The following is a 26,419-nucleotide window of genomic DNA, read 5'->3' as shown; positions in this document are numbered from 1 at the left end:
CTGAAATCAACACTCTCTCAACAACAGTCACTGAATTTCCCTGCCTATATAAACAATTACCCCCTCTAGCTATACTAACTAGAGCGACAGTAAACACTTTATGATATTCTCACGCCGTCGCTATCTAGCGTTCACGATCACACCATCGCTTTGAGGATAAAATCATGTTTACCGGTATTATTCAGTCAGTTGCACTGATATCTTCAATCACTGACCACAACGGTTTAAGAACATTCGAAATAGAATTTGAACCTGGGTTTTGTCATCAATTAGACATAGGTGCCAGTGTTGCCGTTGATGGCGTCTGTTTAACCGTGACAAAAATCATCACCCCAACGCGTGTTAAGTTTGATGTGATGCTGAAGAGTTTACAAATCACGACCCTGAGTGAATTCGAGCCGAACCAATCAATCAATGTCGAACGAGCAGCAAAAGATGGTGCTGAGATTGGCGGCCATCCGCTATCTGGTCACGTCGATTTCAAAACTCCTGTACTTGATGTGCAACAGATAGATGACAATTATCGAGTCCGTCTTTCTATCACCGCACAATGGGCAAAATATATTTTTCCTAAAGGCTATATCGCGCTTAATGGTGCCAGCTTAACCGTCTCAGACGTGAACAAAAAAGAGGGCTGGTTTGATGTATGGCTGATCCCTGAAACCCGCCGGATGACAACATTCGAACAAAAGCAACGCGGTTCAAATATTAATGTTGAAATTGAACGAGGTACGCAAGTGGTCGTCGATACCGTACGCGATGCCATTGACGAGAAAATGGACGCATTGATGCCTCTATTTGAAAAGTTCCTGGCGCAGCACAATACAGATATCGATACCATTGGCCAAGCGGCGCAACAAGCTTTGAGCGACAAGAACAAGTAAAAATCCAGCGCACCTATCTTTGGCTCGCTATTTTTCTATTCGGAGACACACTTGAAAGATTATCTCACCGAGTCTAAGCATTTACTTAGGCTTGCCTTACCCGTCCTTTTGGCACAAGTGGCACAAACCTCCATGGGCTTTGTTGATACCATCATGGCCGGGGGCGTGAGTGCGACAGATATGGCAGCGGTGGCCGTTGCCTCTAGCATTTGGCTGCCTACGATGCTGTTTGGGCTAGGGGTGCTACAGGCCATTGTGCCTATTGTCGCACAGCTATTTGGGGCCGGTAAAAAAGAGAAAATCCGCTACCAAGTACAACAAGGCGTGTTTTTAGCCCTGTTTCTCTCTGTGCCACTCATGCTCGTTCTGTACAATGCCGCCTACATTGTCGATTTGATGGACATTGAGGCAGATCTAAGCAATAAAACCATCGCATACTTACAGATTGTCTTGTGGGCAATGCCTGCGATCTTATTATTTACCGCACTGCGTGGCTACTGTGAAGGGTTATCTTTTACCAGCCCTGCTATGTTTATCGGCTTCATTGGGCTACTCGCCAATATCCCACTGAATTGGATCTTTGTTTATGGCCATTTTGGCGCTCCAGCCCTAGGCGCTGCTGGCTGTGCCGTTGCTACTTTGTTGGTTTATTGGTTAATGGCTGTATGCTTATTAGCCTACATTAAGCTTAAACCGAAACTCAATGCCCTACAGCCTTTCTCCCATTGGCAACAGCCGCACTTTCGTGCACAGAAAAAACTATTTAATCTCGGGCTGCCCGTCGCTTTAGCAATGTTTTTTGAAGTCACCATGTTTGCTTGTGTGGCTATTTTCCTCGCACCACTTGGCTCGGTGACCGTTGCGGCGCATCAGATAGCGGTCAATTTCTCATCGATGATCTTCATGATCCCATTGAGCCTTGGCATTGCAGCGAGTATTCGAGTTGGTCATCGCGTAGGGCAAATGCACTTACACGGCGCAAAAATAACCAGTTACAGTGCCATTGCTATAGGGTTTATCACTGCCACCGTAACCGCGATATTATCCGTTATATTCAGACATAATATTGCCTTAATTTATAACGACAACCCAGAAGTGCTGTTACTTGCTGGCCAGTTAATGCTAATGGCGGCGATATACCAAATCAGCGATGCGGTACAAGTTATTGCGGCAGGCGCACTACGTGGCTATAAAGATATGCAAGCGATTTTCGTGAGGACATTTATTGCCTATTGGCTTATCGGGCTACCCTTAGGCTACGTGCTAGGTCGCACCGATCTTATTGTAACGAGTATGGGCCCTTACGGTTTTTGGGCTGGAACCATCGTCGGCTTAACCGTTGCTGCGCTTCTATTGGGTCAGCGCCTGCATTGGCTGCAAAAACAAGATACATCTTATTTTGATCAAGTCATGGAACGTTAAACGCCTTATTTATCGCGCGACCAGCGCCTGCTGGCCGCGTCGTTCTCTCACTGATACATTTCAATGATTTCATTACAGCCACGTTGCATGTAGCCTTCTTCCTCATCGAGTGCTGCTAACACCCAATCTGCGACCTCCGTTGAAACTAACATGCTTTCATGGGTCTGGCGCATTGTTTTATGGCGCCACATCCCTTTCATTTTGGTCTCTTCTAGTAAGACAATGCCGTCTGATGGACGCTCAGTGCTTTGCAAAATAATAGGCAGCACGCCTAAGGAAAAATTCCCCGCTAAACTGTACAAGCGCGCGCGGTGAGTCCATTCGACTTTCTGTGGCAGCAAGTATTTCGCGCTATCACGTAACACGACATCTTTAAGCCCAATTCTATGAATATATTTGGCGATTTTAGCCCCTTGGTGTGGGGTGCCCAAGGTTATCACCGCTTGAACCGAGTTATCCTGTCGCGACTCTAAATATTGCCGCGACATCACGCCGCCCATAGAGTGACCAACCAAAATTATCGGTTCGCGCTGAGCAAACTGATCAATTTCTTCAAACATCTTTTCTGTGTCAGGCTTAATCGTATTATAAGTAAGGTTTAACACCTCATACCCAGCTTGAGTAATGCGTCGACACAGCGGGATCATCACCACCCCGTGCATATATAAGCCGTGTAACACCACCACTTTGATCTTCTTTTCACTACCGATATCTGCCATACGACCGACCCCAACTATCGGATTAATTCAGAAACCACAAACATGGCCAGTGCTAAAGCAACAATCGAGCCCAGTACAGTAAAAATCTTTTTCTGTACTGAGATGTCCAGTCGCTGTAACGCGTTAAAGCCGATAAGAAGAAACAGCAGAACAACTATCGCTTTTATCACGTAAACTCCTTAATTACCTGCATGACCTTAAACAACACAATGGCATATTTTTCTTTATTATGCCTTGCGCCAAACGACAGAACCATAGATAAACCCTTTAAGTTACCGTCTATATTGACTATTATTCGTTGCTGTATCTATCTAATGGCAACCATTCATGTCTGAACCTACTACTCCTACAACAAGCCTGCCGCGCATTGCCATCTTGGTCGATGTACAAAACATTTACTACACCACACGCGAACAGTTTGGTGCCAACTTTGATTACAACAAGTTTTGGGCAGAAGCCACAAAAGACAACGAAATCTATCAAGCCAATGCTTATGCCATCAATAAAGGCGATGAGAAGCAACGTCAATTTCAGAACATTCTTCGCGCTATTGGCTTTAACGTTCGGCTAAAGCCATTTATTCAACGCAGTGACGGCTCAGCCAAAGGGGATTGGGATGTAGGCCTAACCATTGATGCTCTCGAAGCGGCACCTCATATAGATAAACTCATCCTTCTCTCTGGTGATGGTGACTTTTCACTGCTTGTTGAGCATTTACAGCAACGATATCACATTGAAGTCGAAGTCTATGGCGTACCAAATTTAACGGCTGGCAGCCTTGTAAATGCTTGTGACCACTTTAGAGAGATTGATGACACGCTCTTGTTGCATCGATAAACATCAATAAAAAAGCGGTGATTATCACCGCTTTTGACTATATGAGTCGCAGTAACACTTGTACCGGGTGAAGCAAGCGCTGCCCCTGTAAGCGCTTAACCTGACTACGACACGAATAACCCGTTATCATCGCACGATGATCAGGTATTTCGTCGAGTGTCGGTTTCCAGCTCAGATCAAACACTGCCTTCGACACCGCGTATTTTTCCGTTTCGTGCCCAAAGGTGCCCGCCATGCCACAACAACCAACAGGCACGCTGTTTAATGCCGCACCAAAATGCTGGAAAATAGCTCCCCACTCTTTTTCAGCGTTGGGTAACTTGGTTTTCTCTGTACAGTGCGCAAACAGATACCATGGCGCATCTTCTCTATCTGGGTATGGCTGACGCTCTGCGATAAGTGGCATCAACCACTCATGGGCAAGCAGCACCTCAAATTCTCCACGCTTGTCGGCCAACACCTCATCATATTCATCCCGATAACAAAGCACCAACGCAGGATCGACACCAACCATGGGTATTTTGAGTTCTGCGAGCTGATTTAGAAAAGCAGAGGTGGTTCTCGCAGTCTGCGTAAACTGACGCAAGAACCCTTTTATGTGTTGCGCTTTACCATTCGGGTTAAATGGCACTAATATCGGCTTTTTACCCAGTTTTTCAATTAAATGGACGAAGTCACTTACCACTTCTGCATCGTAGTAACTCGTGAACGGATCTTGAACCACCAAAACGTATCGCGCCCGCTCCTCAATGGATAACGCCTGCAGCCACAAGAGATCAAAACGCAACGCATGATGTGATGCCAATGACGCCGAAAGCGTTGGAACAGACAATGCGGGCGTATCTCGATAGCCGATGCTCTTACGCAACACAAACTCAGAAACGCGATTCGTCGATAGGGTATTGATCACCTTCGGCATTTTAGCCATCCAAGGTAACAATACTTCAATATAAGCGACCAAGTAGTCCTTTAATGGTCGTTGGTAACGTGAGTAATAAAGATTCATAAAACGAGCACGGAAGCTCGGCACATCAACCTTAATTGGACACTGGCTGGCGCAAGCTTTACAGGCCAAACAGCCTTGCATCGCCTCCATCACCTCATGCGAAAAATCATATTGCTTATCGATATAAGTCTGTTTAAAACGATCAATCAGCGCTTTCAACGATGGACCACGCTGCATTGTCTGTTGCTCTAAAGCAAGGATATCCACACCTTGCTCAGACAATAAGCGTAACCATTCGCGCACTAAACCAGCTCGCCCTTTGGGCGACTGACGACGATCAGCGGTTACCTTCATAGAGGGACACATGGGCGAGCTGGTGTCATAGTTAAAACACAAACCATTACCATTACACCCCATTGCTGCGGAATAACTATCTCGAACTTTAATCGGGATTTGCCGATCGTAATAACCGCGTTTAATCGCATCCACTTTGACTAGCTCATCCCCTGACCCCAATGGCGTACAAATCTTGCCAGGGTTCATTTGGTTATGAGGGTCAAACGCCGCTTTAATCCTTCGCAACTCGGTAAAAAGTACATCACCAAAAAATGCTGGTCCATATTCGGAACGATAGCCTTTGCCATGCTCACCCCACATTAAACCGCCATACTTGGCAACAAGTGCAACAACATCATCTGACAGTGACTTCATTAATGCTTCTTGCTCGGGGTCGCACATATCGAGCGCTGGGCGTACATGCAACACGCCTGCATCCACATGACCGAACATGCCATAATGTAACTGGTGACTATCCAGTAGTTGGCGAAATTCACTTATAAAATCGGCCAAGTTTTGCGGCGGTACACAGGTATCTTCTGCAAACGGGATCGGCTTGGCATGGCCTTTCGTCGCTCCCAGTAAACCCACTGCCTTTTTGCGCATGGCATAAATTTTATTGATGTCAGCCAAGTCGCTGCATACTTGATACCCTAATATTCCCGAGACTTTCTCCGCGATAAGCGTATCAAGTTGACGACACAAAGCTGCCACCTGCTGATCATTGTCTTCTCTGTTTTGACCCGCATATTCAACCACATTGATGCCGAGCACCTCTGCATCTGGCACATCGGTAATCAAGTCACGCACGGTATGCCAAACAATATCCTGCTTAGCCAAATTCAGCACTTTAGAGTCAATGGTTTCCACTGACAGCGCTTGTGCTTGCACCATCATCGGCGCATTACGCAATGCGGCATCGAAACTATCGTACTTAATATTAACAACGGTTCTCGCCGTCGGAATTGGCGTAATATTGAGCTTAGCTTCAGTAATCATGGCCAGCGATCCTTCCGAACCGCAAAGCACACGGGTAATATCAAACGTATCGTCGGCAACATTTAGCGCATTTTTTAAATCATAACCGGTTAAAAAGCGGTTGAGATCGGGAAACTTGTTTTCGATTTCACTGCGCTGTTGGCGACACACCTCTTCTGTCACAGAGCATGCAATCGATGCGAGTCCATTGGTTAGGCCTTGCTCTGTATCTAACACAGAGCCATCTGCAAGTACCGCTTTCAGTGCCAAGACATGATCGGAGGTTTTGCCATATTTTAGCGACCCCTGCCCCGATGCATCAGTATTTATCATACCGCCAATGGTGGCTCGATTGCTGGTAGAGAGATCTGGCGAGAAAAAATAGCCATGCGGGCGTAACACATCGTTAAGTTGGTCTTTTATTACCCCAGCCTCAACCTTTACCCACCCTTGCTCGATATTCACCTCTAAAATTTGGGTCATATAACGCGATAGGTCCACCACAACACCGGGTGTTAACGATTGCCCATTGGTGCCAGTACCACCGCCTCGGGCAGAGAAGCTAACCGCTGGGCACTGTTTAGCCACTTCACCAATCAATACCACATCGTTCGTCGAACGGGGAAATATCACCGCTTGCGGCAGCTGTTGATAAACACTATTGTCCGTGGCAACACTCAAACGACTGGCATACGCCACCTCTACATCACCTTGGAACGAAGTCGCGTTAAGAAGGTCTATATATTGCAGCACAGCATTATCGATACTGGCCTGAAAGGGAAGAAGGGGTAACATCATGATCCTTATTTATTACAGGTGCCATCCAATGGCAAAGTGCTTAGTCTGTCTATGCTCACAAATTTACCTTAATCAGCGCAGATACACAAAAGAGTTGCGCAACTCAATAGCCAAAGAGAACAATTAAATAGGAATGATTCACTGGCTAAATATTAGTTGAGTATTAACTCTATTCCCAATTAGGCAATACAACAGTACAGAAACACACCACGCACAATGCGCAAACCATGCGCTAACAACAAAGCGCAATAACACAGCATTCCTACAACGCATAACTCACAAGAAAGCAAACAAGCCAAACACAAGCTGAACAATGCACTGTATTTCATTCAGTTTCTCAGCAATTCAAGACTGGTCTGAGTTCTCTTCTCTACCCCACTCCTTACACTTCTCGTCATAAAACATCTCCTGAAAGATGGAGAGAAATAATTACCATTACCTCATTCAATAGATTAAGAAGTACTATGAACAAGAAGCGTCTATTAAGCCGTGCCATCATTACTGCATTGGCTGTAAGCTCTACCTCTGCAATGGCGGCAGGTTTCCAACTCAATTCTCAATCTGCAACCGGTCTAGGCCGTGCATTCGCGGGTGATGCTGTCATTGCTGATAACGCGTCAGTAATGGCACGTAACCCTGCTGCAATGGCACTATTTAGCGAAAGCAGTCTCTCTTTAGGCTTCAATTATATTGATACCGATGTACGGGTTAACAATGGTCACTATCAAACCACTGAAAGTTGCGGATTTTTGTGTTTCGAAACAGTAGATCACAATTTTTCTGCCGATGGTTTAGGTGGTGGCTCATTAGTTCCAAATGTCCACTATATTCACGTTATTAACGATAAGTTGGCTGTTGGCATCAATGCATACTCCAACTTTGGCACCTCAGTAGATTTTGGTGATCAACTTGATGATCGCATTGCTGGGTACGGCGGTAAAACAGCGATCACTAGTGCCAATATCGGCACTGCTATTTCCTACCGTGTAAACAATCAATGGAGTTTTGGTGCTGGTTTAGACCTTATTATTGGTCAAGGAGAAATTAATCGCGATCTTGGCAATCTTCTGGGTAGAGTAGATGTTGATGCTGATGGCATCGCGCTTGGCTTTAATCTTGGTGCCACCTATGAGATGAACGACAATCACCGCTTCGGTTTATCATATCGCTACAGCCCAACCGTTACTGCCACTGGTGACGTATCTTCACCGTACGGAAGCGCCGATGATATCGACCTCCCTCTCCCCGATATGGTTGAATTTTCTGGATACCACCGCTTAACTAATGCTTTTGCCGCTCACTATAGCGTACAATGGGTCGGTTGGAGTGCATTTGACACCCTTAACATTGCCGGACTAGAAAGTGAGTACAAATGGCGAGATGCTGGGCATATCTCAGTTGGTGGTACCTACTACATGAACGACACGTGGACACTTCGTGCTGGCTACATGTATGACATGTCAGCTCAAGATGAAGTAAAATCTATTTCAATTCCTGATTCTAATCGTCATTGGGCTTCTGCTGGCTTTACCTATCGCATTAATAGCAAGTCGGATATCGACTTTGGCCTAACCTATCTAATCGGTCAAGATGTAGATGTGGTTGAAAACTTGCCACTTCACCCAGAGGTCACCGCTACCACTCGTGCTGATGCTGTCCTTGTTGGCCTGCAGTACAGCCGTAAGTTCTAATCACACCAACATACGTGATAAACAAAAACAGCCCGCATTGCGGGCTGTTTTGTTGTTATCAATACTTCAATGACTCTCGAGTTGCGATTAGTCGTCGCGTCGACCGAGCTTAACTTGGCCTTCAGAGTTAAACCATAACACCTGCTTCTTACGGCGACCAATTAACATTGGGCCATCATCAAAGAACAAGAAATTCTTCCACGTATGCTTGAATACACCCCAAGTGGTTTCAATCACATTGTACTTCTCATAACAGAAGTAGACTGGCGTGTTATCTTCCCAATCGATAAACGCTGCAATCGCTTCAGGTAGCGCGGGTTCATCACTCTCCCACTCGTCTTGCCAAGCGATTTCATCACTCCAACTGCTCTCTTTTGCCGCCCAATCACCTGACTCAAAATGATCCGCATCTGGGCTCATCGCGCTAATAAACTCACGCCATAATTGCGAAGAACGCGCCTGCGTCAATGGTCGAATGAAGGCAAGGTGTTCCTCTGAAACTGGCATTGATGCATGGGTAAAAATCCACTTTCTTGCGTATTCATTTAACGAAAGGTAATTCATAACAGACTCTATCTAATTCACTTCTCTCTATTGTAACCAACCCGGCCACAAATCATAGCGCCAGCAGCAGCAAGGCGATGCTTTTTATTCATTTACATCCCCATACAGATGAACAACCACCGCCAATTCGCCTTTCACGCCAAAAACAAAATAGGCGTTGGTGCCATTCCAAGCTGACCAATCTTTCCATTCAGCTGACTTTTGCATAAACAGTCTATTTATCCGCCATAAAACCGCTAACTTGCTGAACTGCGGTTATCCCACAAATTAAATTTATCATTGTTCATTCTTGGTCATGTTTTAAAACTGAACCTATACTCAAACCTGTTACAAAGATGTTAATTGTAAATAGTGTTTTTAGATTAGCAGCTTAATATACAAAAACTGTAGGCCCCTATATCGGGACTATCGCGACGGAGAAGGAAACATCTGATGGCAAAAACAGTAAAAACTGTATTTAATGCGCTCGCTGTGACTACAGCCCTTTTTTCAGCAAACACCCTAGCAGCAGAAGACACTCTCGAACAGGTCATGAAACAGGGATATGTGCAGTGTGGTGTCAGTACCGGGTTACCCGGCTTTTCTAACCCGAATGCAAAAGGTGAGTGGGAAGGCTTAGATGTTGAGTTTTGTCAGGCAGTTGCAGCAGCGACCTTAGGAGACAAAACCAAAGTCAAATATATTCCCTTAACCGCGAAAGAGCGCTTTACGGCCCTTCAGTCCGGGGAGATCGACCTATTATCTCGAAACACCACGTGGACGCTGCAGCGAGATACTGCGCTGGGCTTGAATTTCGCCGGAGTAAATTACTACGATGGCCAAGGGTTCATGGTAAAAAAAGAGATCGAGGTCGCCAGTGCATTTGATTTAGATGGTGCTGCCGTCTGCGTGCAATCAGGAACCACAACCGAACTCAACTTAGCCGACTTTTTCCGCACCAACGGCATGACATATGAGCCTGTTGTCTTTGATACTGCTGCGCAAACCTCGAAAGGCTTCGATGCAGGTCGCTGCGACGTATTAACCACCGACCAATCAGGCCTATACGCGCTGCGTCTAACGCTAGAAGACCCAGATTCCGCCATGGTACTGCCAGAAGTAATTTCAAAAGAGCCGCTTGGTCCCGTTGTCCGTCAGGGCGACGACCAATGGTTCAATATTGTTAAATGGACACTAACGGCCATGATTGCGGCTGAAGAGTTTGGGGTTACATCTGCCAACGCCGATGATATGAAAAAATCGGACAATCCAGATATCACCCGCTTACTTGGCGTTGATGGACCAAAAGGGAAAGGATTGGGGATTAGGGATGATTGGGGCTATCAAGTTATAAAACAGGTCGGAAACTACGGTGAAAGCTTTGAGCGCACTGTCGGTATGGGATCTCCGCTAGAAATTAAACGTGGCCTCAATGCGTTGTGGAATGATGGTGGCATCTTGTTCGCACCACCAATCCGTTAATCCGTGGCTAAACTGGGCAACGTCGCGTTGCCCCTTTTTATTGGTTTCATTTAAAGGATGCGGTATGGCTGAAAAGTCTTCTTCACACCAATTAACACCAACCAGTACTGAGCAGCCAAAAAGTAAACAGCAACACCTGTTTTATAACCCAACGGCACGTGCCATTGTATTCCAGCTCGTTGTTATCGCTGCCCTACTGTTTTTCTTTTACTCAATTATTAACAACGCACTGACCAATCTCGAGGCCCGCGGCATAGCAACAGGCTTTGACTTCTTAAAGCAAGAGGCTGGGTTTGGCATCTCCCTGTCGTTAATTGATTATAACGAAACCCATACCTATGGGCGTACCTTTTTCGTTGGTCTGCTCAATACCGCATTAGTTTCTGTTATTGGTATTTTTCTTGCCACCATCATCGGCTTTTTAATTGGCATTGCCCGCTTATCCTCTAACTGGCTGCTCAGCCGATTTGCAGCCGTTTACATCGAGACTTTTCGAAATATTCCTTTGTTATTACAGATTTTTTTCTGGTATTTCGCAGTATTACAAGCCCTCCCATCACCAAAGCAAAGCTTAAGCCTCGGTGAGGCCGTTTTCCTCAACGTTCGCGGACTGTATGTGGCCAAACCGGTTTTTGAAACAGGGTCATGGCTCATTGGGGTGGGCATCATTGTTGCCCTAATCATGAGCCTCATCTACCGTGTTTGGGCGAAAAACAAACAAAAGCTCACTGGTGTTCAATCACCCATTCTGCGCGTTACCCTTATCTCGTTCTTGGTATTGCCTCTAGTTGGTTATTTGTTCGCGGGGATGCCCATATCAATCGAATACCCTGAGCTCAAAGGCTTTAACTTTCGTGGCGGTATCTCTCTAATCCCTGAATTAGCAGCACTGGTACTGGCACTCTCTATCTATACTGCGTCATTTATCGCTGAGATTGTTCGCTCGGGCATCAATGCCGTTAGCCACGGTCAGACTGAGGCAGCCATGGCCCTCGGTCTGCCGCGCGGCAAAACGCTACGCCTGGTGGTGATACCTCAAGCTCTGAGAATCATTATTCCACCACTAACCAGTCAATTTCTTAACCTTACCAAAAACTCCTCGCTCGCCATGGCGATTGGCTACCCCGACTTAGTTTCGGTCTTTTCAGGTACGACCCTAAATCAGACAGGGCAAGCAATTGAAATTATCGCAATGACAATGGCGGTTTACCTCTCTCTTAGCTTGCTGACCTCGCTCTTAATGAATATCTATAACCGCAAAGTCGCCTTGGTGGAGAGATAAGATGAAAAAACATCAATTTCAGCCTGATTTACCCCCACCAATCAATACCACCGGACTGATGGGATGGATGAAAATTCACCTCTTTAATGGCCCAATTAACACGCTTATTACCCTTGTTTTAGCCTATCTCGCTTTTCAAGGCATCTGGGCGACCATTGATTGGGCCTTTATCAAAGCCGATTGGGTGGGTAATAGTAAAGAGGCCTGCTTACGAGAAGGCGCGTGTTGGGTCTTTATCCATGTCCGTTTTGAACAATTTATGTTTGGTTTTTATCCGAGCGAAGAACTTTGGCGACCCAAACTGTTTTACGCTACCTTAGCCGTCATTATTGGCTTACTCGCCTACGAAAGAACGCCTCGTCGCGGCTGGATATGGCTCTTTTTCGTTAACATTTACCCTTTCTTCGCCGTATGGTTGCTGCACGGCGGGCTCTTCGGCTTACCGGTAGTCGATACGCATCTATGGGGGGGCCTGCTTGTCACCTTGGTGATTGCCATCGTCGGCATCATTGTTTCACTGCCAATTGGGGTTGTGCTGGCATTAGGCCGACGTTCAGAGATGCCGATCATTCGCAGCATTTGTACGGTATACATTGAGTTTTGGCGCGGTGTTCCGCTTATCACTGTGCTATTCATGGCATCTGTCATGTTACCGCTTTTCCTCAATGCTGAAGCGGAAACAGATAAATTGATTCGCGCTTTAATTGGCGTCGTGTTGTTTAGTGCCGCCTATATGGCTGAGGTTGTTAGGGGTGGCTTACAAGCCATTCCTAACGGTCAATATGAGGCAGCTGACGCACTCGGCTTGACCTATTGGAGGAAGATGTACCTCATCGTTCTACCGCAAGCACTCAAAATAACCATTCCATCCATCGTGAATACTTTTATCGGTCTCTTTAAAGACACTAGTCTTGTGCTCATTATCGGTATGTTCGATGTTCTTGGTATCGGTCAGGCCGCCAACACCGACCCAGAATGGCTTGGTTTTGCGACAGAAAGCTATATTTTCGTCGCGCTGGTCTTTTGGGTTTTCTGTTTCACCATGTCGCGCTACAGCATTTATCTAGAAAATAAACTCCACACTGGCCACAAACGTTAATCATCGGAGACAAGGAACGCATTATGCCTAACCATCAACAAGCAGAGACAAGCCCGACTCAACCGGTGATAGAGTTAGTCGATATGAACAAGTGGTACGGACAATTTCATGTCCTTAAAAATATCAACCTGTCGGTTAACAAAGGGGAGAAAATCGTTATCTGCGGCCCGTCGGGCTCAGGAAAGTCGACCATGATTCGCTGCATTAACCGCCTTGAAGAACATCAGAAAGGACGCATTATCGTTTCTGGTAACGAGTTAACAAATGACCTGAAGAACATTGAGTTAGTTAGAAAAGAAGTCGGTATGTGCTTTCAACACTTCAATCTGTTCCCACATTTAACCGTATTGCAGAACTGCACTCTCGCGCCGATATGGGTTAAGAAAATGCCGCAAAAAGAGGCTGAAGAGGTCGCGATGAAGTATCTCGAACGGGTTAAAATCCCTGAACAAGCCGATAAATACCCAGGGCAATTGTCTGGTGGACAGCAACAGCGTGTTGCTATCGCACGTTCACTATGTATGAATCCGCAAGTGATGCTATTTGATGAACCAACCTCAGCGCTCGACCCTGAAATGGTAAGGGAAGTTTTAGATGTTATGGTAGAGCTAGCGCAAGAAGGCATGACCATGCTGTGTGTTACCCATGAAATGGGGTTTGCTCGAGAGGTGGCGGATCGAGTCATCTTTATGGATGCGGGGGAAATCATTGAAGAAAATAACCCTATCGACTTCTTTGATAACCCTCAATCCGATCGTACACAACTGTTCTTAAGCCAAATATTACATTAATCTACGCATCAACATCATGGTTAACAAATCGATACAGATTAGGTTTAGCACATACCAATGTGACAGTACACACACTGCGACTTTGACGTATAATTAGACCTACCTACGCTGACATCTGGCTTAACAAATTGGATAAAAGTCGAGATAACAGTTGAACTATGGAACAAATTGCCCCATATATACTCCTATATATGAGCAATGACTCGAATACCGTGAGGGAAAATACATGAACGATCGCATTGTTACTCGTGGCTCAACGCATGAAAGCGTATTGGCGACTAACAAAGTACTACGCAACACTTACTTTTTACTTTCAATGACGTTGATCTGGTCTGCGCTAGTGGCTACATTTGCACTAGTAACGAACATGCCGCACCCAGGTCTTATTCTGACCCTTGTCGGTTTCTATGGTTTGATGTTCCTTACCGAAAAGAACCGTAACAATAGCATGGGCATTGTGTTTACCTTCGCCTTCACTGGCTTTGTCGGTTACACCTTAGGCCCAATTTTAAACATGTACATTGGTGCCGGTCTTGGTTATGCCATCATGCCTGCATTGGGTGGTACAGCGTTAACTTTCTTAGCATGTTCTGCTTACGCTCTAACAACCAAGCGTGACTTGTCGTTCTTAAACGGTATGCTAATGGCTGGCTTTATGGTCATCCTTGTTGGTTTTATTGCAAACCTGTTCCTACAAATGCCAATGCTATATCTAGCAATGTCGGGCATGTTTGTTCTATTCTCAACCGGTGCTATTTTGCTGACAACACAATCAATTATTCGTGGTGGTGAAACTAACTACATCTCTGCGACCATCACACTGTACGTGTCAATTTACAACCTGTTCCTAAGCCTACTACAAATCTTAGGCTTCCTAGGAAACAACGACTAACCCCTATCACCGGGTGACACCGTTCAAGAGCCGCCAGCAGTGCGGCTCTTTTTATATCTACCGTTCATAACACCACGTGCGCCTTTTCAATTTCCCAACGACTGCGTATTATTGATAATGTTCATCCATACAATCGCGATAGAGAAATTATGTTGGAATTTAATGGCTCCCAGATAGACACCGATCAGCAGGGCTACCTGCTAAATATTCATGACTGGGATGAAGCAATGGTGCCCTTACTCGCTGAACAAGAAGGCATTACATTGACAGAAGCACATTGGGAAGTGATACGTTTTGTGCGCGCGTTCTACTTTGAATTTGATACTTCGCCAGCCATCCGCATGTTGGTAAAGGCCATGGCAAAAAAGTATGGCGAAGACAAGGGAAACTCAAAGTATCTGTTTAAACTGTTCCCTAAAGGACCAGCAAAGCAAGCCACTAAGCTCGCTGGCCTGCCTAAACCTGCCAAGTGCCTATAAGTATTCTAGTGCATACTAAACCCAGCGAGATGTTGCCTTTGCAGCATCTCGCTGGTAACAGAATCAACACGCGATGTCTGAGGACCAGCTTGTAACCATTTCCCCAGTGCCCGTACGTCTTGTTCATCACCGCATGCTAAAACCTCAACATCTCCACTAGGCAGGTTTCGGGCATAGCCAGTTATATTATGTTTGTTTGCTTGATGTGCCGTATGATAGCGAAACCCCACGCCTTGAACACGGCCTTTAACTAAAAACTTCATACAACATTGTGACATTGTCTTTTCCTTCCATAATGAGAACCATCCCCGCTGGACCCACCTTTATAGATCTAGCATATAATTGCTTTCCTATTGCTCACAATTCGTTAAACTGAAATAATTATCGGCTAATATCGAGCCAACCCTTTCTTTCACCAAGAAATAATCTATGAAAATACGCTTAGACACCCATAGCCACACCATCGCAAGCACCCATGCTTACAGTACTGTGCATGACTACATTGCTGTCGCCAAACAACAACAAATGCAACTAGTTAGCATTACTGACCATACACCACCGATGCCTGACGCTCCCCATTGGTGGCACTTTGTCAACATGCGTGTTATCCCTCATGTCATCGATAACATTGCCATACTGCGAGGCGCAGAAACTAACATCAATCACCCCAGCATCGGCTTACAACTGAACGAGCGAGTAAAAGACACATTAGATATTATTATTGCTAGCTTTCATGAGCCAGTCTTTCCACCACAAGATGTCGACGGCAACACCGCAGCGATGGTTGCGGCCATTGAGTCTGGTGAATGCCAAATTATTGGTCACCCTGGCAACCCTAACTACCCAATTGATCAAGAAGCTGTAGTTTTAGCCGCTAAGCAGCATAACGTTGCTCTGGAGATCAACAACAGCTCGTTTCGTGGCTCTCGCCAAGGCAGTCGCCCCAACTGTGAACAGTTGCTCGCTCTGTGTAAAAAGCACGATGCGCTAATTAGTGTTGGCAGCGATGCACATATCGCGTTTGATCTTGGCCACTTTGACCACAGCGTTAATGCGATCCTTGCCGCTGGCATTGCACCTGAAAACATTGTCAATGCAACACCACCACAGCTGATCGATTTTCTCTCGTCACATAGACGCCCTTTAAGTCAGGATCTTTTTGATTGGGTTGAGCAATTTCGTTAACAGACGTTAAAGGCGACCAATTATCGTCAGTCATCGAGGTGTTGCTGGCACACCCTATTCACTCGCTAACATGACACATATTTCTCTTTGCAGTGATCGTTATTAAAAGTTCAAACGTAGTAAAAAGCACACCCAGTTTTTGCATGTTGTAACTGGGCTTATCTGGCAACTGCCGGTATGGGAGAAGCGAGCCCAAACTTAGATGCCAATAAAGTGACTCCCTAGACTATATTTGTAGGGTAAGACGGTGCCTCCTACACTTTGGGACAGATGATGAATAGACAAACTGCAACAGCAGAGAACGTCAATTGGAAAGCGGTAATGAAAGAGATACAGCGAGGGGATAAAGCTGCTTATCTTAGCTTCTTTCAGTACTACTCTCCGAGGCTGCGCTACTACGTGAATAAACACGTTCATGATGAGCAAATAGCGCAAGAAGTCGTTCAAGAGACGATGACCAGAGTGTGGCAAAAAGCAGCGCAATTTGACCCGGATAAAAGCAGCCCTTCGACTTGGGTTTACACTATCGCGAGGAATCTCTGCTTTGACCTACTACGCAAACATGGCGGCAAAGAGTGTCGCTTAGATGCCGAGAGTATTTATCAATATGACCACGCAGACAAGAGCGATAGCGTTGAGCTTTACGCCCCCGAGCATGCCATGATGCAATCGCGGGTAAAAGCGTGGCTAAATCTACTACCCAGCAGTCAAAAAGAGATTGTTAGTGCTGTATACCTGCAAGACCTAACCCAGATGCAGGTCGCTGAGCAACTAAACCTACCACTGGGGACAGTTAAATCTCGGCTACGCCTAGCAATTGAAAAGTTAAGAGCATCGATGAAGGTGGAACTATGACCAATTATCATCCAAATGATCACACCCTAGAGGCATGGGCGAGCGGTCAGTTATCTCCTGCTGATGCTTTTGCAGTCGCACTGCACATTGATATGTGCCCTCACTGTCTAAGTCGTGCTAAGGCCACGGAAGAAATCATCGCTGAGCAATATTTCAGCCCATCGTCAATGGCATGGTCACAGACACCCGTTAAAACCGCCAGCGAATTTACCACGCCGATGCTTAGTAGCAACGACGATGAGTTATTGGCCGAGATATTGGATCTTCCCCAGCTATCATCGACCCCAAAAACCGACCAACCCGATATACCATCATACGCAACGGTGTCCGTCAGTGGCACGGAGTTTTGTCTGCCAAAACGACTTAATGCCGTATTGCCGCAATTAAAACACTGGAAAGATTACGGACAACGGGTATTTACCGCCTCACTCTTTTTAGAAGACAGCGTACAAATGAGTTTGCTTTATATCAAAAAAGGGGTGCAAGTTCCGGAGCACACCCATAAAGGCACTGAAACCACCTTGGTTCTACACGGCTGCTTCGAAGATGAAAATGGACTCTACCAACACGGTGACTATCTATCTGCGGACAACAGTACTACCCACACACCTAGAACGGTTGACTCTGACTGCTTGTGCTTAACGGTGTTATCACAGCCAATGCTCTTTACCCAAGGGGTCGCAAAGGTGTTTAACCGCTTCGGAAAAGGCATGTACCCGTAACAAAGGCGGGCATTGTGGTTGCCGAGCTTATATCCAGCGCCTGACTTGACGACAATAGTCGTCAAATTCGGCGCCAAATTTAGCACGTAGGTGAGCTTCTTCAATCGCAATTTGATGGCGCTTAATGTAAAAGCAAAACAAAATGACGCTCAGTAAGCCAAGTGGATTCGCATACCAAATCGTCAATGCAAACAACAAGCCCACCATCCCAAGATACATGGGATTACGCGTGAGTCGATAGATACCAGAGGTAACTAACGCACGACTTTTATGTGGATAGCGTGGATCGACTGTCGTTTTATAACGGCGGAACGTTATCACTCCCAGCAACATAATGGTGACCGACACGATAGCCAATAGCAACGCGGTCACCACCGCCCATTTTGCATGCAGACGCGAGACAGTTAACGGGAAAAAGTAATGCGTTAACACAATTAAGCCCAGACAAATAACAAGCATTAGCAAAGGTGGGACGGTTAAACCAAATCGCTGCTCTGCCTTCATCCTACTCTACCCCATCGCCCATTTAACGGTTCTATCGGATCTATCACCAAACCCAAGTTAGCTGTTTCGCACCGTGTTAGCACACGATACGGCGAGATTAGATAACTTCAGATAACATAGGCAACAAAGAAGAAAGCAACAATCCAGCCATGGCAACATTAAAGCCGCGTAATCGACGCGGGGTGGATAAAAAGCGCTGCAGCTTAGTCCCTGCAAGGGTCCAAAAACAGACACATGGCAGAGTAACAATAGCAAAAACCAAGGCAATCATCGATATGCTACTTAATGTGGAATTAACAGAATAGAGGCTAATGGCTGTTAATGCCATTGTCCAAGCTTTGGGGTTTACCCATTGAAAGTTTGCAGCCGCCAATAGCGTCATAGGACGATAAGCAATCTTCTCCTCTACTCCCGTTTGTGCGCTGGCAATTTTATAAGCCAAATACACTAGATAGATCATACAACCCACCTGCATCATCTGCTGCAACATAGGGTAACTGGCAAACAGCTTCATGATACCCACACCAATGATCAACAACATCGCCGCAAAACCAATCACAATCCCTGAAATATGGGGTAGCGTGCGTTTAAACCCGACATTGGCTCCCGATGTCAGTAACATAATATTATTTGGGCCAGGCGATCCTGCTGCGACAATAGCAAACATGGTTAAGCCTAAAAGGTGCGACAATTCCATTTCTCCTCCTTTCTGTATGCAAGGTTGCATAATAATAGAAAGTCAGAAACATTATTATGTATAAAGCCGATTGCGCGGATAAAAAATTGCTACAAAGTCGCATCATCACCTTCCTTTATAGAGAAATGTACTTTATCGACAATGCACTATCAACTCAGCCAAGCGTACCGTAAGCCGAATTTTCAAACAACGGCTTGCGTTATACTCTCTGGCGCTAACAGGCGACGAAAACTGGCCTTCAAAAATTCCACTTCAACTGAAGATTTAAAGTGGTATTGGCGGACTGACCAAACACACTGCTTGCTCGCCCATCAAAATGTTGAACAACGGCAGAGGCTATCCAATTGTCAGCAAGCGAGTAAGCGGCCGTCACTCCGGCAAACCAAGAGCCATCATCATAATAAACCAGAGAGGTGTTTAACCGACTCAGCTCATTGAAGTCAAACCCAGCATCTATGTATGTTGTCCATGTAGCAAAGCTCAATGTACGCGCACTGGATATCAAGGTAGCACCGTTATCTTCCGCTGGTTGAGGATTGCTAATGTAGAGCAATGCCGCTCTAATTAACCAATTGCGGCGACTTGCAATACTGTAGTCAGACTCAATGGTAGCAATAATGCTCGAGTTGGCTTCTCGCTCTGTATTGAGAGAAGCTATTGGCTCAAAATAACTCACCTCTGAACGCACACCAGCACCTAGAATATCGCCCGCCATCGCCGCACCGACCATACTATCTCGTGATGCTTTCCCCACCATGGTTTGCCAATCCCAGCCATGGTGATTGCCCAAATAGCGCACTGCGGCACTGGTCTCATCACTGTCACGCGTAGGACTAACCACCAAATCTAAACTGCTAGCGAAATCGACCTGACGGCTGATCTGCACCGCATCACTGCCTGCACGTTCTTCATAATCAAAATCATAAATGGAGTAAGCATTAAAGATATCATTCGGGTTCCACAGTGTCGCCATGGACCAATTGACGCGAAAACGGCCCAATCGATACTGCATCTCACCACGCTCCCAATGAACGTAAGCGCGGTCAAACTGGCTATTCAACACTGCGTTGTCGCTCGCAATCCAATTGCGAGATAACTTTGCATAACCTCGATCTCGTTCAACCTGTTCAGCATAGCCAGGTAATGCCAACGCATCACCAACAAATAAACGATTTCGCATCCCGATATTGACGCGCAATTGTGCAGAGAATCGATATTCGAGATTTAATCGCTGATGAACCAGCTGATCTAGCGCGTGTTCACCATGCTCAGGCGATTGAGCGCTCGCAAGGTACTTTACATACCCATCGAGTGCCCATGGCGATGATGGTGATAAACCAGGTACTTGACTCAGCGCAATCTGGGGATAGAGCACGGCCAAACTGAGCATAAGCAGTCTTAAGCGCACGCGAATCGATCCTCGCTCAGTGCGCCATCTTCAAAAACAATGACACGTTTCGCTCGTTTAATCACACGAGGGTCATGGGTTGAGAAGATAAACGTTGTTCCCTCTTTTTGGTTGAGTTTTTCCATAATATCGAGCAGTTCACTGGTACTTTGTGCATCCAAATTTGCTGTCGGTTCATCTGCCATCACAAATCGCGGTTGCGACGCAAGTGCCCGCGCAACAGCGACCCTCTGTTGTTGGCCACCTGAAAGCTTGGTTGGGCGTTTATGCAATTGTTGTTCTAATCCAACTTGCTTTAATAGCTCCATCGCCCGGTGGCGGCACTCCTGTTCAGGCTTGCCTTGCAATTGCATGACAAACTCAACATTCTCTAATGCCGTTAACACTGGAAGTAAACTGTAATCTTGGAAAATAAAGCCAATATTATCTCGTCGGTAACCTATCAGTTTTTTGTCCGACAAAGCGGTAATGTCAGTACCATCAATAAACACCTTACCCGATGTGGGTTTATCAATGCCGCCAATCATATTTAATAACGTTGTTTTTCCTGACCCCGACGGCCCCATAATAGCAACAAACTCACCCTGCTCTATCTGCAACGTTAAAGGCTTAACGGCCTCGACAGGAAAGTCACTCTCTGGGTTATAGGTTTTTGTTAAGTTAGAAAGTTGAATTGTCATTATTAGTGTTTCTCTGCCATCGCATCCACCGGATGTTGTTTTAATATATGCCGTGCTGGGTAAAGTGCTGCGCAAAAAGCGGCGACAACGACAGCACCGATTACCATGCCATAATCACTATTATTTACATAAGGAAATATAATGGTATTCACCCCCATATTTCCTAGTCCATCCGCCATCGCTTCTAACGAGTAACCATGCTTCGACAGATATTCCATCAATAAATACGTTATGCTGAGTCCAGACAGCACGCCAACCAAACTTAACATCAGTGTTTCCAGCATAATCAACACAAATAGGCGCTGTTTCTGCATGCCAATGGCCATCAGCACACCAAATTCTCGGGTACGTTCAAACACTGCCATCAGCATAATATTGATAATCCCGAACCCCATCGCGACCACAAAAATGCCAATCATCACGCCGACACTAACACTCATCTGCTCCAATATGGCCGCTAAAACAGGTTGAATTTCTCGCCAACCTCTCACCTTTACAGGCAAAGCGAGCATGGCTTGGTCAAGCTGGCGTATCACCTCCGTGACACTGTCAGGGCGCGCCAATATTATGGCCATTTCATGCCAGCCGTGTTTGCCAGCCAACGCTGTCAGTTCATGGTGTCTAACATAGATCTGGCTATCATCAAACGCTGAGGACGGTGTTTCAAATAAACCAACAACACGAAACGCAGCACCCGATACGGCCCCATCAACGTCGCTAAACGTCAGAACAACTTTTGAGCCTAAACGTAACCGCAATCGTTGCGCTAACCGCTCCGAGAGCACAACCGGATGGCGCCCATCTTGACCAAGCCATTGCCCCTGCGTTATCGCACTTTCGATAGGAACAACCGCCGCTTCTGCGCTACGATCTACGCCATTAATGCGCACCCCACGAGAGCTACGCGCTGACGCCACCATGCCATTAACAACAAAGCGGCCGCTCCATGCTTCAATATTACGGTTATCATCGAGCTGCTGCGCTATGATAATGTCAGCGGGGATAATCCATTGTAAGTCTGGATCTTTAATATATTCAGCGTGATGGAGTTGCAAATGAGATGTTTGATAAGCAATCGCATTTTGTACCATACTGTTGATCGCGCCATTCATAAAACCGATCATCAGCATAACGCCAACCAAACCAAACACCATCGCGCCAACCATAATGGATGTACGCAGTTTATTACGCCATAAGTTTCGCCAAGCCAATTTAATCAGCATGCGCACCGCCTTTTATGGCCGCAACAACATTCAGTCGCCAAACACGCCATAATGGGTAACCTAGGCATAAACAGACAATCAGTAGTACCATGGCAACCTGCTCAATCAATAAACGGGGCGTCAATAACACGGGCAAAACAGGCTCCCAACCTAGCTCTAGCATCATTTCTGCATACTCTCCGCTTAGGCTTATCGGGTGAAAGACAAACCAGAAAATGATCGGTAGTGCGACCGCTAGCCCACATACAATGCCAAACATCGACATAAAGAATGACTCAATCATCACTAGAGCCAACAATTTTCGCCGCTCCAACCCGGTTGCAATCATGACCGCAAATTCTCGCTGACGTTCTAAAACCATCATTATCAAGGTAGCAAAAACGCCAAAACCGACGATGCCATACAGAATGTACATCAGAAAAATACCGCTCACGCGATCGAGATCGATTTGCTGCGCCATTTCAGGTGACATTTCCCGCCAACTACGCACCACCGCCTGATCGGCATACTGCTGTTGCAACCACTCTTGGATAATGGGAAGTGTATAAATATCGTGGGTGTGGAGTACCCAAGAGGTGACCTGTTGCCCCAAGCCAAATAATTCCTGTGCTTGCCGTAATGGCAAGTAAACAAGCTGGCGATCAATCTCTTTGATTGGGAATTTAACTATCCCAAGAACAGGATAAACCCCAGCGGCAGTTTGCCCTTGATATCCTTGCCCATATAAAATCAGTTCATCGCCTACGTTGAGGTTAAAGTGTTGCGCGACTCCCTCACCAATGAGTACCCCTTGTGCGGTTGCTGAAAAATATTGTCCTGCAGAGATTCGTTGGTTAATTTCTGAGTAGGCCGCTTCTTCATCCGGTGCGATCCCTAGTATCATGACACCTTTTGAACGCTCGCCGTAAGCGGCCAAGGCGTAAGATTCAATCCTTGGTATAATATGAGATATATCGCTGATTTGATTAAGCGCTGAGACAAACTCGTGGTGCCCGGAAATAACATCGTCAATGCTACTGGAGTCTTGATAATCGGGATGCTGTAACTGCAAGTATCCGGTATAAAAACGCGCTGAATTATCGATGTTTTGCGTATAAACGCCCTCTTGCATGGCGCGCATAAAGAGGGACAATGCCAGCGTTAACGCAACAGAGCCTGCCGTAAGTATTGTTCTGCGCTTTTGTCGCCACAGATTACGCCAAGCCAGTTTTATGATCATTTTTACTTCCTAATCTCTTAACGCTCGCATTTGCTGTTGCGAGAAAAAACGTTCTTCAATATCAAAATCAAATTGGGCCATATGCGTTATAAACTCGGTTTTATTGCCGGGTTCATCTGCGGGTGACATCTCCAAACGCGTGGCAACTTTTCGCCCGCCTAGCTCTTTGATGTCAAAAGTACGTAATGTATTCACTAGTTCATCAAACTCATCGTAGAATTCCACTTTGCGCTGTAGGTATGTCTCTGTCGATATCCACAACCTTACTTTGGACCAAACCACAGGCGCGTCTGGTTTCGCGAATGCATCTATCACATACGCCATTTCATCATCAAACGCTTCTGTTTTTAACAGTTCATGCCGATAGTCGACCACAATAGAGGATTGGTTAATTAAATCATCGTTAGTAAAATCGGATCCCATCCAAGATTGGCTAAGCATCGACGGAGCAATTTTTATGACACGTTCAATGCTTGGTATCCAGTTCCACATTTCGCGATAACGTTTTAATGACACCGTTCCCTTATCTTTAGCGGGTGCCGTAATTAAAACCAATGACAAATCTTGCCCTTTCGTCCAGCTTTTCATTGACATTGACCGTGTCCAGCTTGGGCGAATAATATTCATGGTCGCTTCGGTATAACTCGACTCACCGCGCATTTGTGCGTCGGCCAATTTAATGATCTCGAGGGCACTTTGCGCTTGCGCTTGTGCGCCCCACATAACACCAATAAGGACGAGCAGGTGCAATGTACGCTGTTTCATTTTAATCAAAATATCTACCTATCAATTCATTACCAACCAAAAAGTAAGGCCCTCGCTAGCCGTAACATTCTTAACCCTATTCATCAAATTGATCAGATTTTGCTTTTAAACTACGCAGGCTAAAAAAGAACACAGCCAGTAAAAGTACGGAAACCAGTGCCAATGCCACCCATTTCAGCAGAAGAATGAATGCAGCCTTCGTTAAGTAACCATACGACAAACTCACTCCAACTCTAAAGGGAAATCTGGATGATTTTACTTGCCGTGCTATCTCTTTACTCATCAACTTACTCATCAACCCAGACGGGGACGATAGCTGTTCCTTTTCGTATAGAGGCTGTCTTTTCCTCCCTAAATAGAAACGATAAGTGGCAAAGTCCAATTTTGGCATAATCCAGTGACCCAGCACGTATTTAGGATTCACATAAGCGAACCTAAGTACATTGCCACTCTCTTTAATCACGACAAATGACGTTTCTGGGAAGTAATCGGTATTTAGGCTGGTTCCAATATGCACATCTCGACGAGATGCAACGTTCCAAAGTGGAGGCTCTGATGGCCGATAAATCTGGCCATACACTGAACAAATATACGTTTCTATATCGCTCACCATAGCAATTCCAGTTGCTCGAATTAATGTACTACGGTATGCATAGCCCTTATATTCATCGATCTTACTAGCAGCACAGTTCACATCAACAGGTAACGCGTATATTTCATCGACCACTTGATCGATTTTTTTATCTAGAGATCGCACTGCAGCGAGTGCTGCTGCCTCCATTTTTTTTCCACTCGAAGCCATAATATAGTGAAGGGATAAGCTGTATAGCCCTACGATAAGGAGGGACATACTACTAATCAGTAAAAAACGGCGACTAATCTTCATTTTTATCCTTATGCTGTTTTCTTACCAAAACGGCAATAAGCACCGACATCAGAATGACAAAAAAGAAAGAAACAATGACTAAACGCTGCATAAATTGAATAACATCCCACCATACCTTTGCCACTGGCATTGCGGCCACAAGTTGATAAGGGTACTGCGCCGATTCTTGGGTTACTTCTATTTGATGTTTTTGTCCGAGCATAATAGTTGGTACAGTATTGGCTTCACCAAGCCGTGTAAGTAATACGCTTGACTCCCCTTTTAGAGCCCATGAAACATTCACATCTGTTTTTAACGGCTCAATCCACCAGCCCAAAACAATTTCAGGATTTATTATTGCAATCAGATAATTACCACCAACATTAATCCCAAACATTAATGACCTGTCATGGTAGCGGTTAGGATACTGGCTTAGTGCGAGCACCAACTCTCCTTGAAAAACTGACGTAAAAAACGTTTCATTTAGTCGATTTTTAAAAGATCCAAAGTTAGTGCAAAAAAAACCATCTAGATCGTCAGGATCACCAATCGCCAAGGCTCGAATACTCTCGTGACGAAACACCTCCTGGTCGAGCAATATAACCTCTTGTTTCGAACACCCTTCAACGACATCTAACTGATATAAATGCTGCTCAATAGAAGACAACTGCCCATCAATACGAGCAATGGCATCCATTAATTGTTTTTCTACACGGTTATATCCATTCATTACCTGATACAATGAACCTAATATTGCCGTATATAAGAAAATGGCTGCTAGATTATAAAATATACTACGCTTTTTCATTCTGTCATAATCAACAAATTTCCTCATGTCTTAGGCTATGCTACTGCGAATGGCGTTGGTATTCTACCTTGATGCAATGACAATGAGAGATAAGCGCCGCTACATTTCTTAGATACCGCATTAAATTCATTAAACATAAACCAACGCGCTTCTTTAACACTCGACACCATTAAACCAATAAGCAACGATGTGCACACATGACACAGTCGCAGACAGCATACGTTAAGTCACGGTTTTTATTCACAAATGAATGTCAATAATTGCAACAAGGAATGCGATTTAACTCAAAAAGGTGAGAAAAAGACATGA

Annotated in this window: 28 protein-coding genes; 13 read left to right on the top strand and 15 right to left on the bottom strand. The window is 45.5% G+C overall.

Annotation, left to right across the window (positions count from 1 at the left end; translation table 11 throughout):
• The first annotated feature begins 164 nt into the window (after positions 1 to 164).
• Both ACKLNH_RS06690 and ACKLNH_RS06685 read left to right on the top strand, forming a co-directional pair.
• A complete protein-coding gene (locus ACKLNH_RS06690) occupies positions 165 to 884 on the top strand; it encodes a riboflavin synthase subunit alpha (RefSeq protein ID WP_413111477.1) in 720 nt (239 codons plus the stop codon).
• A 51-nt stretch (positions 885 to 935) separates the two neighbouring features.
• Positions 936 to 2,306: an MATE family efflux transporter gene (locus tag ACKLNH_RS06685; protein ID WP_413111476.1), complete on the top strand. Its 1,371-nt coding sequence runs from the start codon at positions 936 to 938 to the stop codon at positions 2,304 to 2,306.
• 47 nt (positions 2,307 to 2,353) lie between these two features.
• Here the strand turns inward: ACKLNH_RS06685 and ACKLNH_RS06680 are convergent, their stop codons facing one another.
• Both ACKLNH_RS06680 and ACKLNH_RS06675 read right to left on the bottom strand, forming a co-directional pair.
• Positions 2,354 to 3,025, bottom strand: a complete 672-nt coding sequence (locus ACKLNH_RS06680) for an alpha/beta fold hydrolase (RefSeq protein ID WP_413111475.1) — start codon at positions 3,023 to 3,025, stop codon at positions 2,354 to 2,356.
• Between the two features lie 14 nt (positions 3,026 to 3,039).
• Positions 3,040 to 3,195 carry a hypothetical protein gene (locus ACKLNH_RS06675; protein ID WP_413111474.1) on the bottom strand — a complete coding sequence of 52 codons (156 nt, stop codon included), beginning with the start codon at positions 3,193 to 3,195 and terminating at the stop codon, positions 3,040 to 3,042.
• A gap of 157 nt (positions 3,196 to 3,352) precedes the next feature.
• Here ACKLNH_RS06675 and ACKLNH_RS06670 point away from each other — a divergent pair, with 157 nt between their 5' ends.
• Positions 3,353 to 3,862: an NYN domain-containing protein gene (locus ACKLNH_RS06670; protein ID WP_413111473.1), complete on the top strand. Its 510-nt coding sequence runs from the start codon at positions 3,353 to 3,355 to the stop codon at positions 3,860 to 3,862.
• Positions 3,863 to 3,899: 37 nt separating this feature from the next.
• Here ACKLNH_RS06670 and ydiJ read toward each other — a convergent pair whose 3' ends face one another.
• A complete protein-coding gene (gene ydiJ / locus ACKLNH_RS06665) occupies positions 3,900 to 6,917 on the bottom strand; it encodes a D-2-hydroxyglutarate dehydrogenase YdiJ (protein WP_413111664.1) in 3,018 nt (1,005 codons plus the stop codon).
• Between the two features lie 467 nt (positions 6,918 to 7,384).
• Here ydiJ and ACKLNH_RS06660 point away from each other — a divergent pair, with 467 nt between their 5' ends.
• Positions 7,385 to 8,611 carry an OmpP1/FadL family transporter gene (locus tag ACKLNH_RS06660; protein WP_413111472.1) on the top strand — a complete coding sequence of 409 codons (1,227 nt, stop codon included), beginning with the start codon at positions 7,385 to 7,387 and terminating at the stop codon, positions 8,609 to 8,611.
• 87 nt (positions 8,612 to 8,698) lie between these two features.
• Here ACKLNH_RS06660 and ACKLNH_RS06655 read toward each other — a convergent pair whose 3' ends face one another.
• Both ACKLNH_RS06655 and ACKLNH_RS06650 read right to left on the bottom strand, forming a co-directional pair.
• Positions 8,699 to 9,175 carry a DUF2947 domain-containing protein gene (locus tag ACKLNH_RS06655; protein WP_413111471.1) on the bottom strand — a complete coding sequence of 159 codons (477 nt, stop codon included), beginning with the start codon at positions 9,173 to 9,175 and terminating at the stop codon, positions 8,699 to 8,701.
• Between the two features lie 84 nt (positions 9,176 to 9,259).
• A complete protein-coding gene (locus tag ACKLNH_RS06650; RefSeq protein ID WP_413111470.1) occupies positions 9,260 to 9,382 on the bottom strand; it encodes a hypothetical protein in 123 nt (40 codons plus the stop codon).
• A gap of 225 nt (positions 9,383 to 9,607) precedes the next feature.
• Between ACKLNH_RS06650 and ACKLNH_RS06645 the strand changes: the two genes are divergently transcribed.
• The 6 genes from ACKLNH_RS06645 to ACKLNH_RS06620 all read left to right on the top strand — a co-directional run bounded on the left by ACKLNH_RS06645 (position 9,608) and on the right by ACKLNH_RS06620 (position 15,179).
• Complete coding sequence (locus ACKLNH_RS06645) at positions 9,608 to 10,636, top strand: amino acid ABC transporter substrate-binding protein (protein ID WP_413111469.1); 1,029 nt, start codon at positions 9,608 to 9,610, stop codon at positions 10,634 to 10,636.
• A gap of 64 nt (positions 10,637 to 10,700) precedes the next feature.
• A complete protein-coding gene (locus ACKLNH_RS06640) occupies positions 10,701 to 11,918 on the top strand; it encodes an amino acid ABC transporter permease (protein WP_413111468.1) in 1,218 nt (405 codons plus the stop codon).
• Position 11,919: 1 nt separating this feature from the next.
• Entirely contained in the window at positions 11,920 to 13,017 is a 1,098-nt protein-coding gene (locus ACKLNH_RS06635) for an amino acid ABC transporter permease (protein ID WP_413111467.1), read from the top strand.
• Positions 13,018 to 13,040: 23 nt separating this feature from the next.
• Positions 13,041 to 13,808: an amino acid ABC transporter ATP-binding protein gene (locus tag ACKLNH_RS06630; protein ID WP_413111466.1), complete on the top strand. Its 768-nt coding sequence runs from the start codon at positions 13,041 to 13,043 to the stop codon at positions 13,806 to 13,808.
• A gap of 226 nt (positions 13,809 to 14,034) precedes the next feature.
• Entirely contained in the window at positions 14,035 to 14,700 is a 666-nt protein-coding gene (locus tag ACKLNH_RS06625; protein ID WP_413111465.1) for a Bax inhibitor-1 family protein, read from the top strand.
• Positions 14,701 to 14,849: 149 nt separating this feature from the next.
• Positions 14,850 to 15,179, top strand: a complete 330-nt coding sequence (locus ACKLNH_RS06620) for a TusE/DsrC/DsvC family sulfur relay protein (protein WP_413111464.1) — start codon at positions 14,850 to 14,852, stop codon at positions 15,177 to 15,179.
• A gap of 5 nt (positions 15,180 to 15,184) precedes the next feature.
• On the opposite strand, the gene yccX is transcribed toward ACKLNH_RS06620, so the two are convergent.
• Positions 15,185 to 15,457: an acylphosphatase gene (yccX, locus tag ACKLNH_RS06615; protein ID WP_413111463.1), complete on the bottom strand. Its 273-nt coding sequence runs from the start codon at positions 15,455 to 15,457 to the stop codon at positions 15,185 to 15,187.
• Between the two features lie 151 nt (positions 15,458 to 15,608).
• Between yccX and ACKLNH_RS06610 the strand changes: the two genes are divergently transcribed.
• The 3 genes from ACKLNH_RS06610 (at position 15,609) to ACKLNH_RS06600 (ending at position 17,941) form a co-directional block, all read left to right on the top strand.
• Entirely contained in the window at positions 15,609 to 16,364 is a 756-nt protein-coding gene (locus ACKLNH_RS06610) for a phosphatase (protein WP_413111462.1), read from the top strand.
• 270 nt (positions 16,365 to 16,634) lie between these two features.
• Positions 16,635 to 17,219 carry a sigma-70 family RNA polymerase sigma factor gene (locus tag ACKLNH_RS06605; protein WP_413111461.1) on the top strand — a complete coding sequence of 195 codons (585 nt, stop codon included), beginning with the start codon at positions 16,635 to 16,637 and terminating at the stop codon, positions 17,217 to 17,219.
• Positions 17,216 to 17,941 (top strand): ChrR family anti-sigma-E factor, encoded by a 726-nt coding sequence (locus ACKLNH_RS06600; RefSeq protein ID WP_413111460.1) that lies wholly within the window; start codon positions 17,216 to 17,218, stop codon positions 17,939 to 17,941. The genes ACKLNH_RS06605 and ACKLNH_RS06600 overlap by 4 nt, the downstream gene beginning before the upstream one ends.
• A 27-nt stretch (positions 17,942 to 17,968) precedes the next feature.
• Here the strand turns inward: ACKLNH_RS06600 and ACKLNH_RS06595 are convergent, their stop codons facing one another.
• The 9 genes from ACKLNH_RS06595 to ACKLNH_RS06555 all read right to left on the bottom strand — a co-directional run bounded on the left by ACKLNH_RS06595 (position 17,969) and on the right by ACKLNH_RS06555 (position 26,110).
• Positions 17,969 to 18,445 (bottom strand): methyltransferase family protein, encoded by a 477-nt coding sequence (locus ACKLNH_RS06595; RefSeq protein ID WP_413111459.1) that lies wholly within the window; start codon positions 18,443 to 18,445, stop codon positions 17,969 to 17,971.
• 97 nt (positions 18,446 to 18,542) lie between these two features.
• Positions 18,543 to 19,142 (bottom strand): LysE family translocator, encoded by a 600-nt coding sequence (locus ACKLNH_RS06590; protein ID WP_413111458.1) that lies wholly within the window; start codon positions 19,140 to 19,142, stop codon positions 18,543 to 18,545.
• A gap of 238 nt (positions 19,143 to 19,380) precedes the next feature.
• Entirely contained in the window at positions 19,381 to 20,550 is a 1,170-nt protein-coding gene (locus tag ACKLNH_RS06585; protein WP_413111457.1) for a hypothetical protein, read from the bottom strand.
• Entirely contained in the window at positions 20,541 to 21,230 is a 690-nt protein-coding gene (locus ACKLNH_RS06580) for an ABC transporter ATP-binding protein (RefSeq protein WP_413111456.1), read from the bottom strand. Before ACKLNH_RS06580 ends, ACKLNH_RS06585 begins: the two co-directional genes overlap by 10 nt.
• Before the next feature lie 2 nt (positions 21,231 to 21,232).
• A complete protein-coding gene (locus tag ACKLNH_RS06575; RefSeq protein WP_413111455.1) occupies positions 21,233 to 22,453 on the bottom strand; it encodes an ABC transporter permease in 1,221 nt (406 codons plus the stop codon).
• Positions 22,443 to 23,672 (bottom strand): ABC transporter permease, encoded by a 1,230-nt coding sequence (locus ACKLNH_RS06570; RefSeq protein ID WP_413111454.1) that lies wholly within the window; start codon positions 23,670 to 23,672, stop codon positions 22,443 to 22,445. The genes ACKLNH_RS06575 and ACKLNH_RS06570 overlap by 11 nt, the downstream gene beginning before the upstream one ends.
• Before the next feature lie 9 nt (positions 23,673 to 23,681).
• Entirely contained in the window at positions 23,682 to 24,395 is a 714-nt protein-coding gene (locus tag ACKLNH_RS06565; RefSeq protein WP_413111663.1) for an outer membrane lipoprotein-sorting protein, read from the bottom strand.
• A gap of 118 nt (positions 24,396 to 24,513) precedes the next feature.
• Positions 24,514 to 25,323 (bottom strand): hypothetical protein, encoded by an 810-nt coding sequence (locus tag ACKLNH_RS06560; protein ID WP_413111453.1) that lies wholly within the window; start codon positions 25,321 to 25,323, stop codon positions 24,514 to 24,516.
• On the bottom strand, positions 25,313 to 26,110 hold the full coding sequence (locus tag ACKLNH_RS06555) for a hypothetical protein (RefSeq protein ID WP_413111452.1): 798 nt from the start codon (positions 26,108 to 26,110) through the stop codon (positions 25,313 to 25,315). The genes ACKLNH_RS06560 and ACKLNH_RS06555 overlap by 11 nt, the downstream gene beginning before the upstream one ends.
• Positions 26,111 to 26,419 lie beyond the last annotated feature (309 nt).

The sequence above is a fragment of the Thaumasiovibrio clandestinus genome, from assembly GCF_047250365.1.
Classification (GTDB): Bacteria; Pseudomonadota; Gammaproteobacteria; order Enterobacterales; family Vibrionaceae; genus Thaumasiovibrio.
Note: the sequence above shows the minus strand (reverse complement) of the source record. Positions and strands in the feature narration are given on the sequence as shown.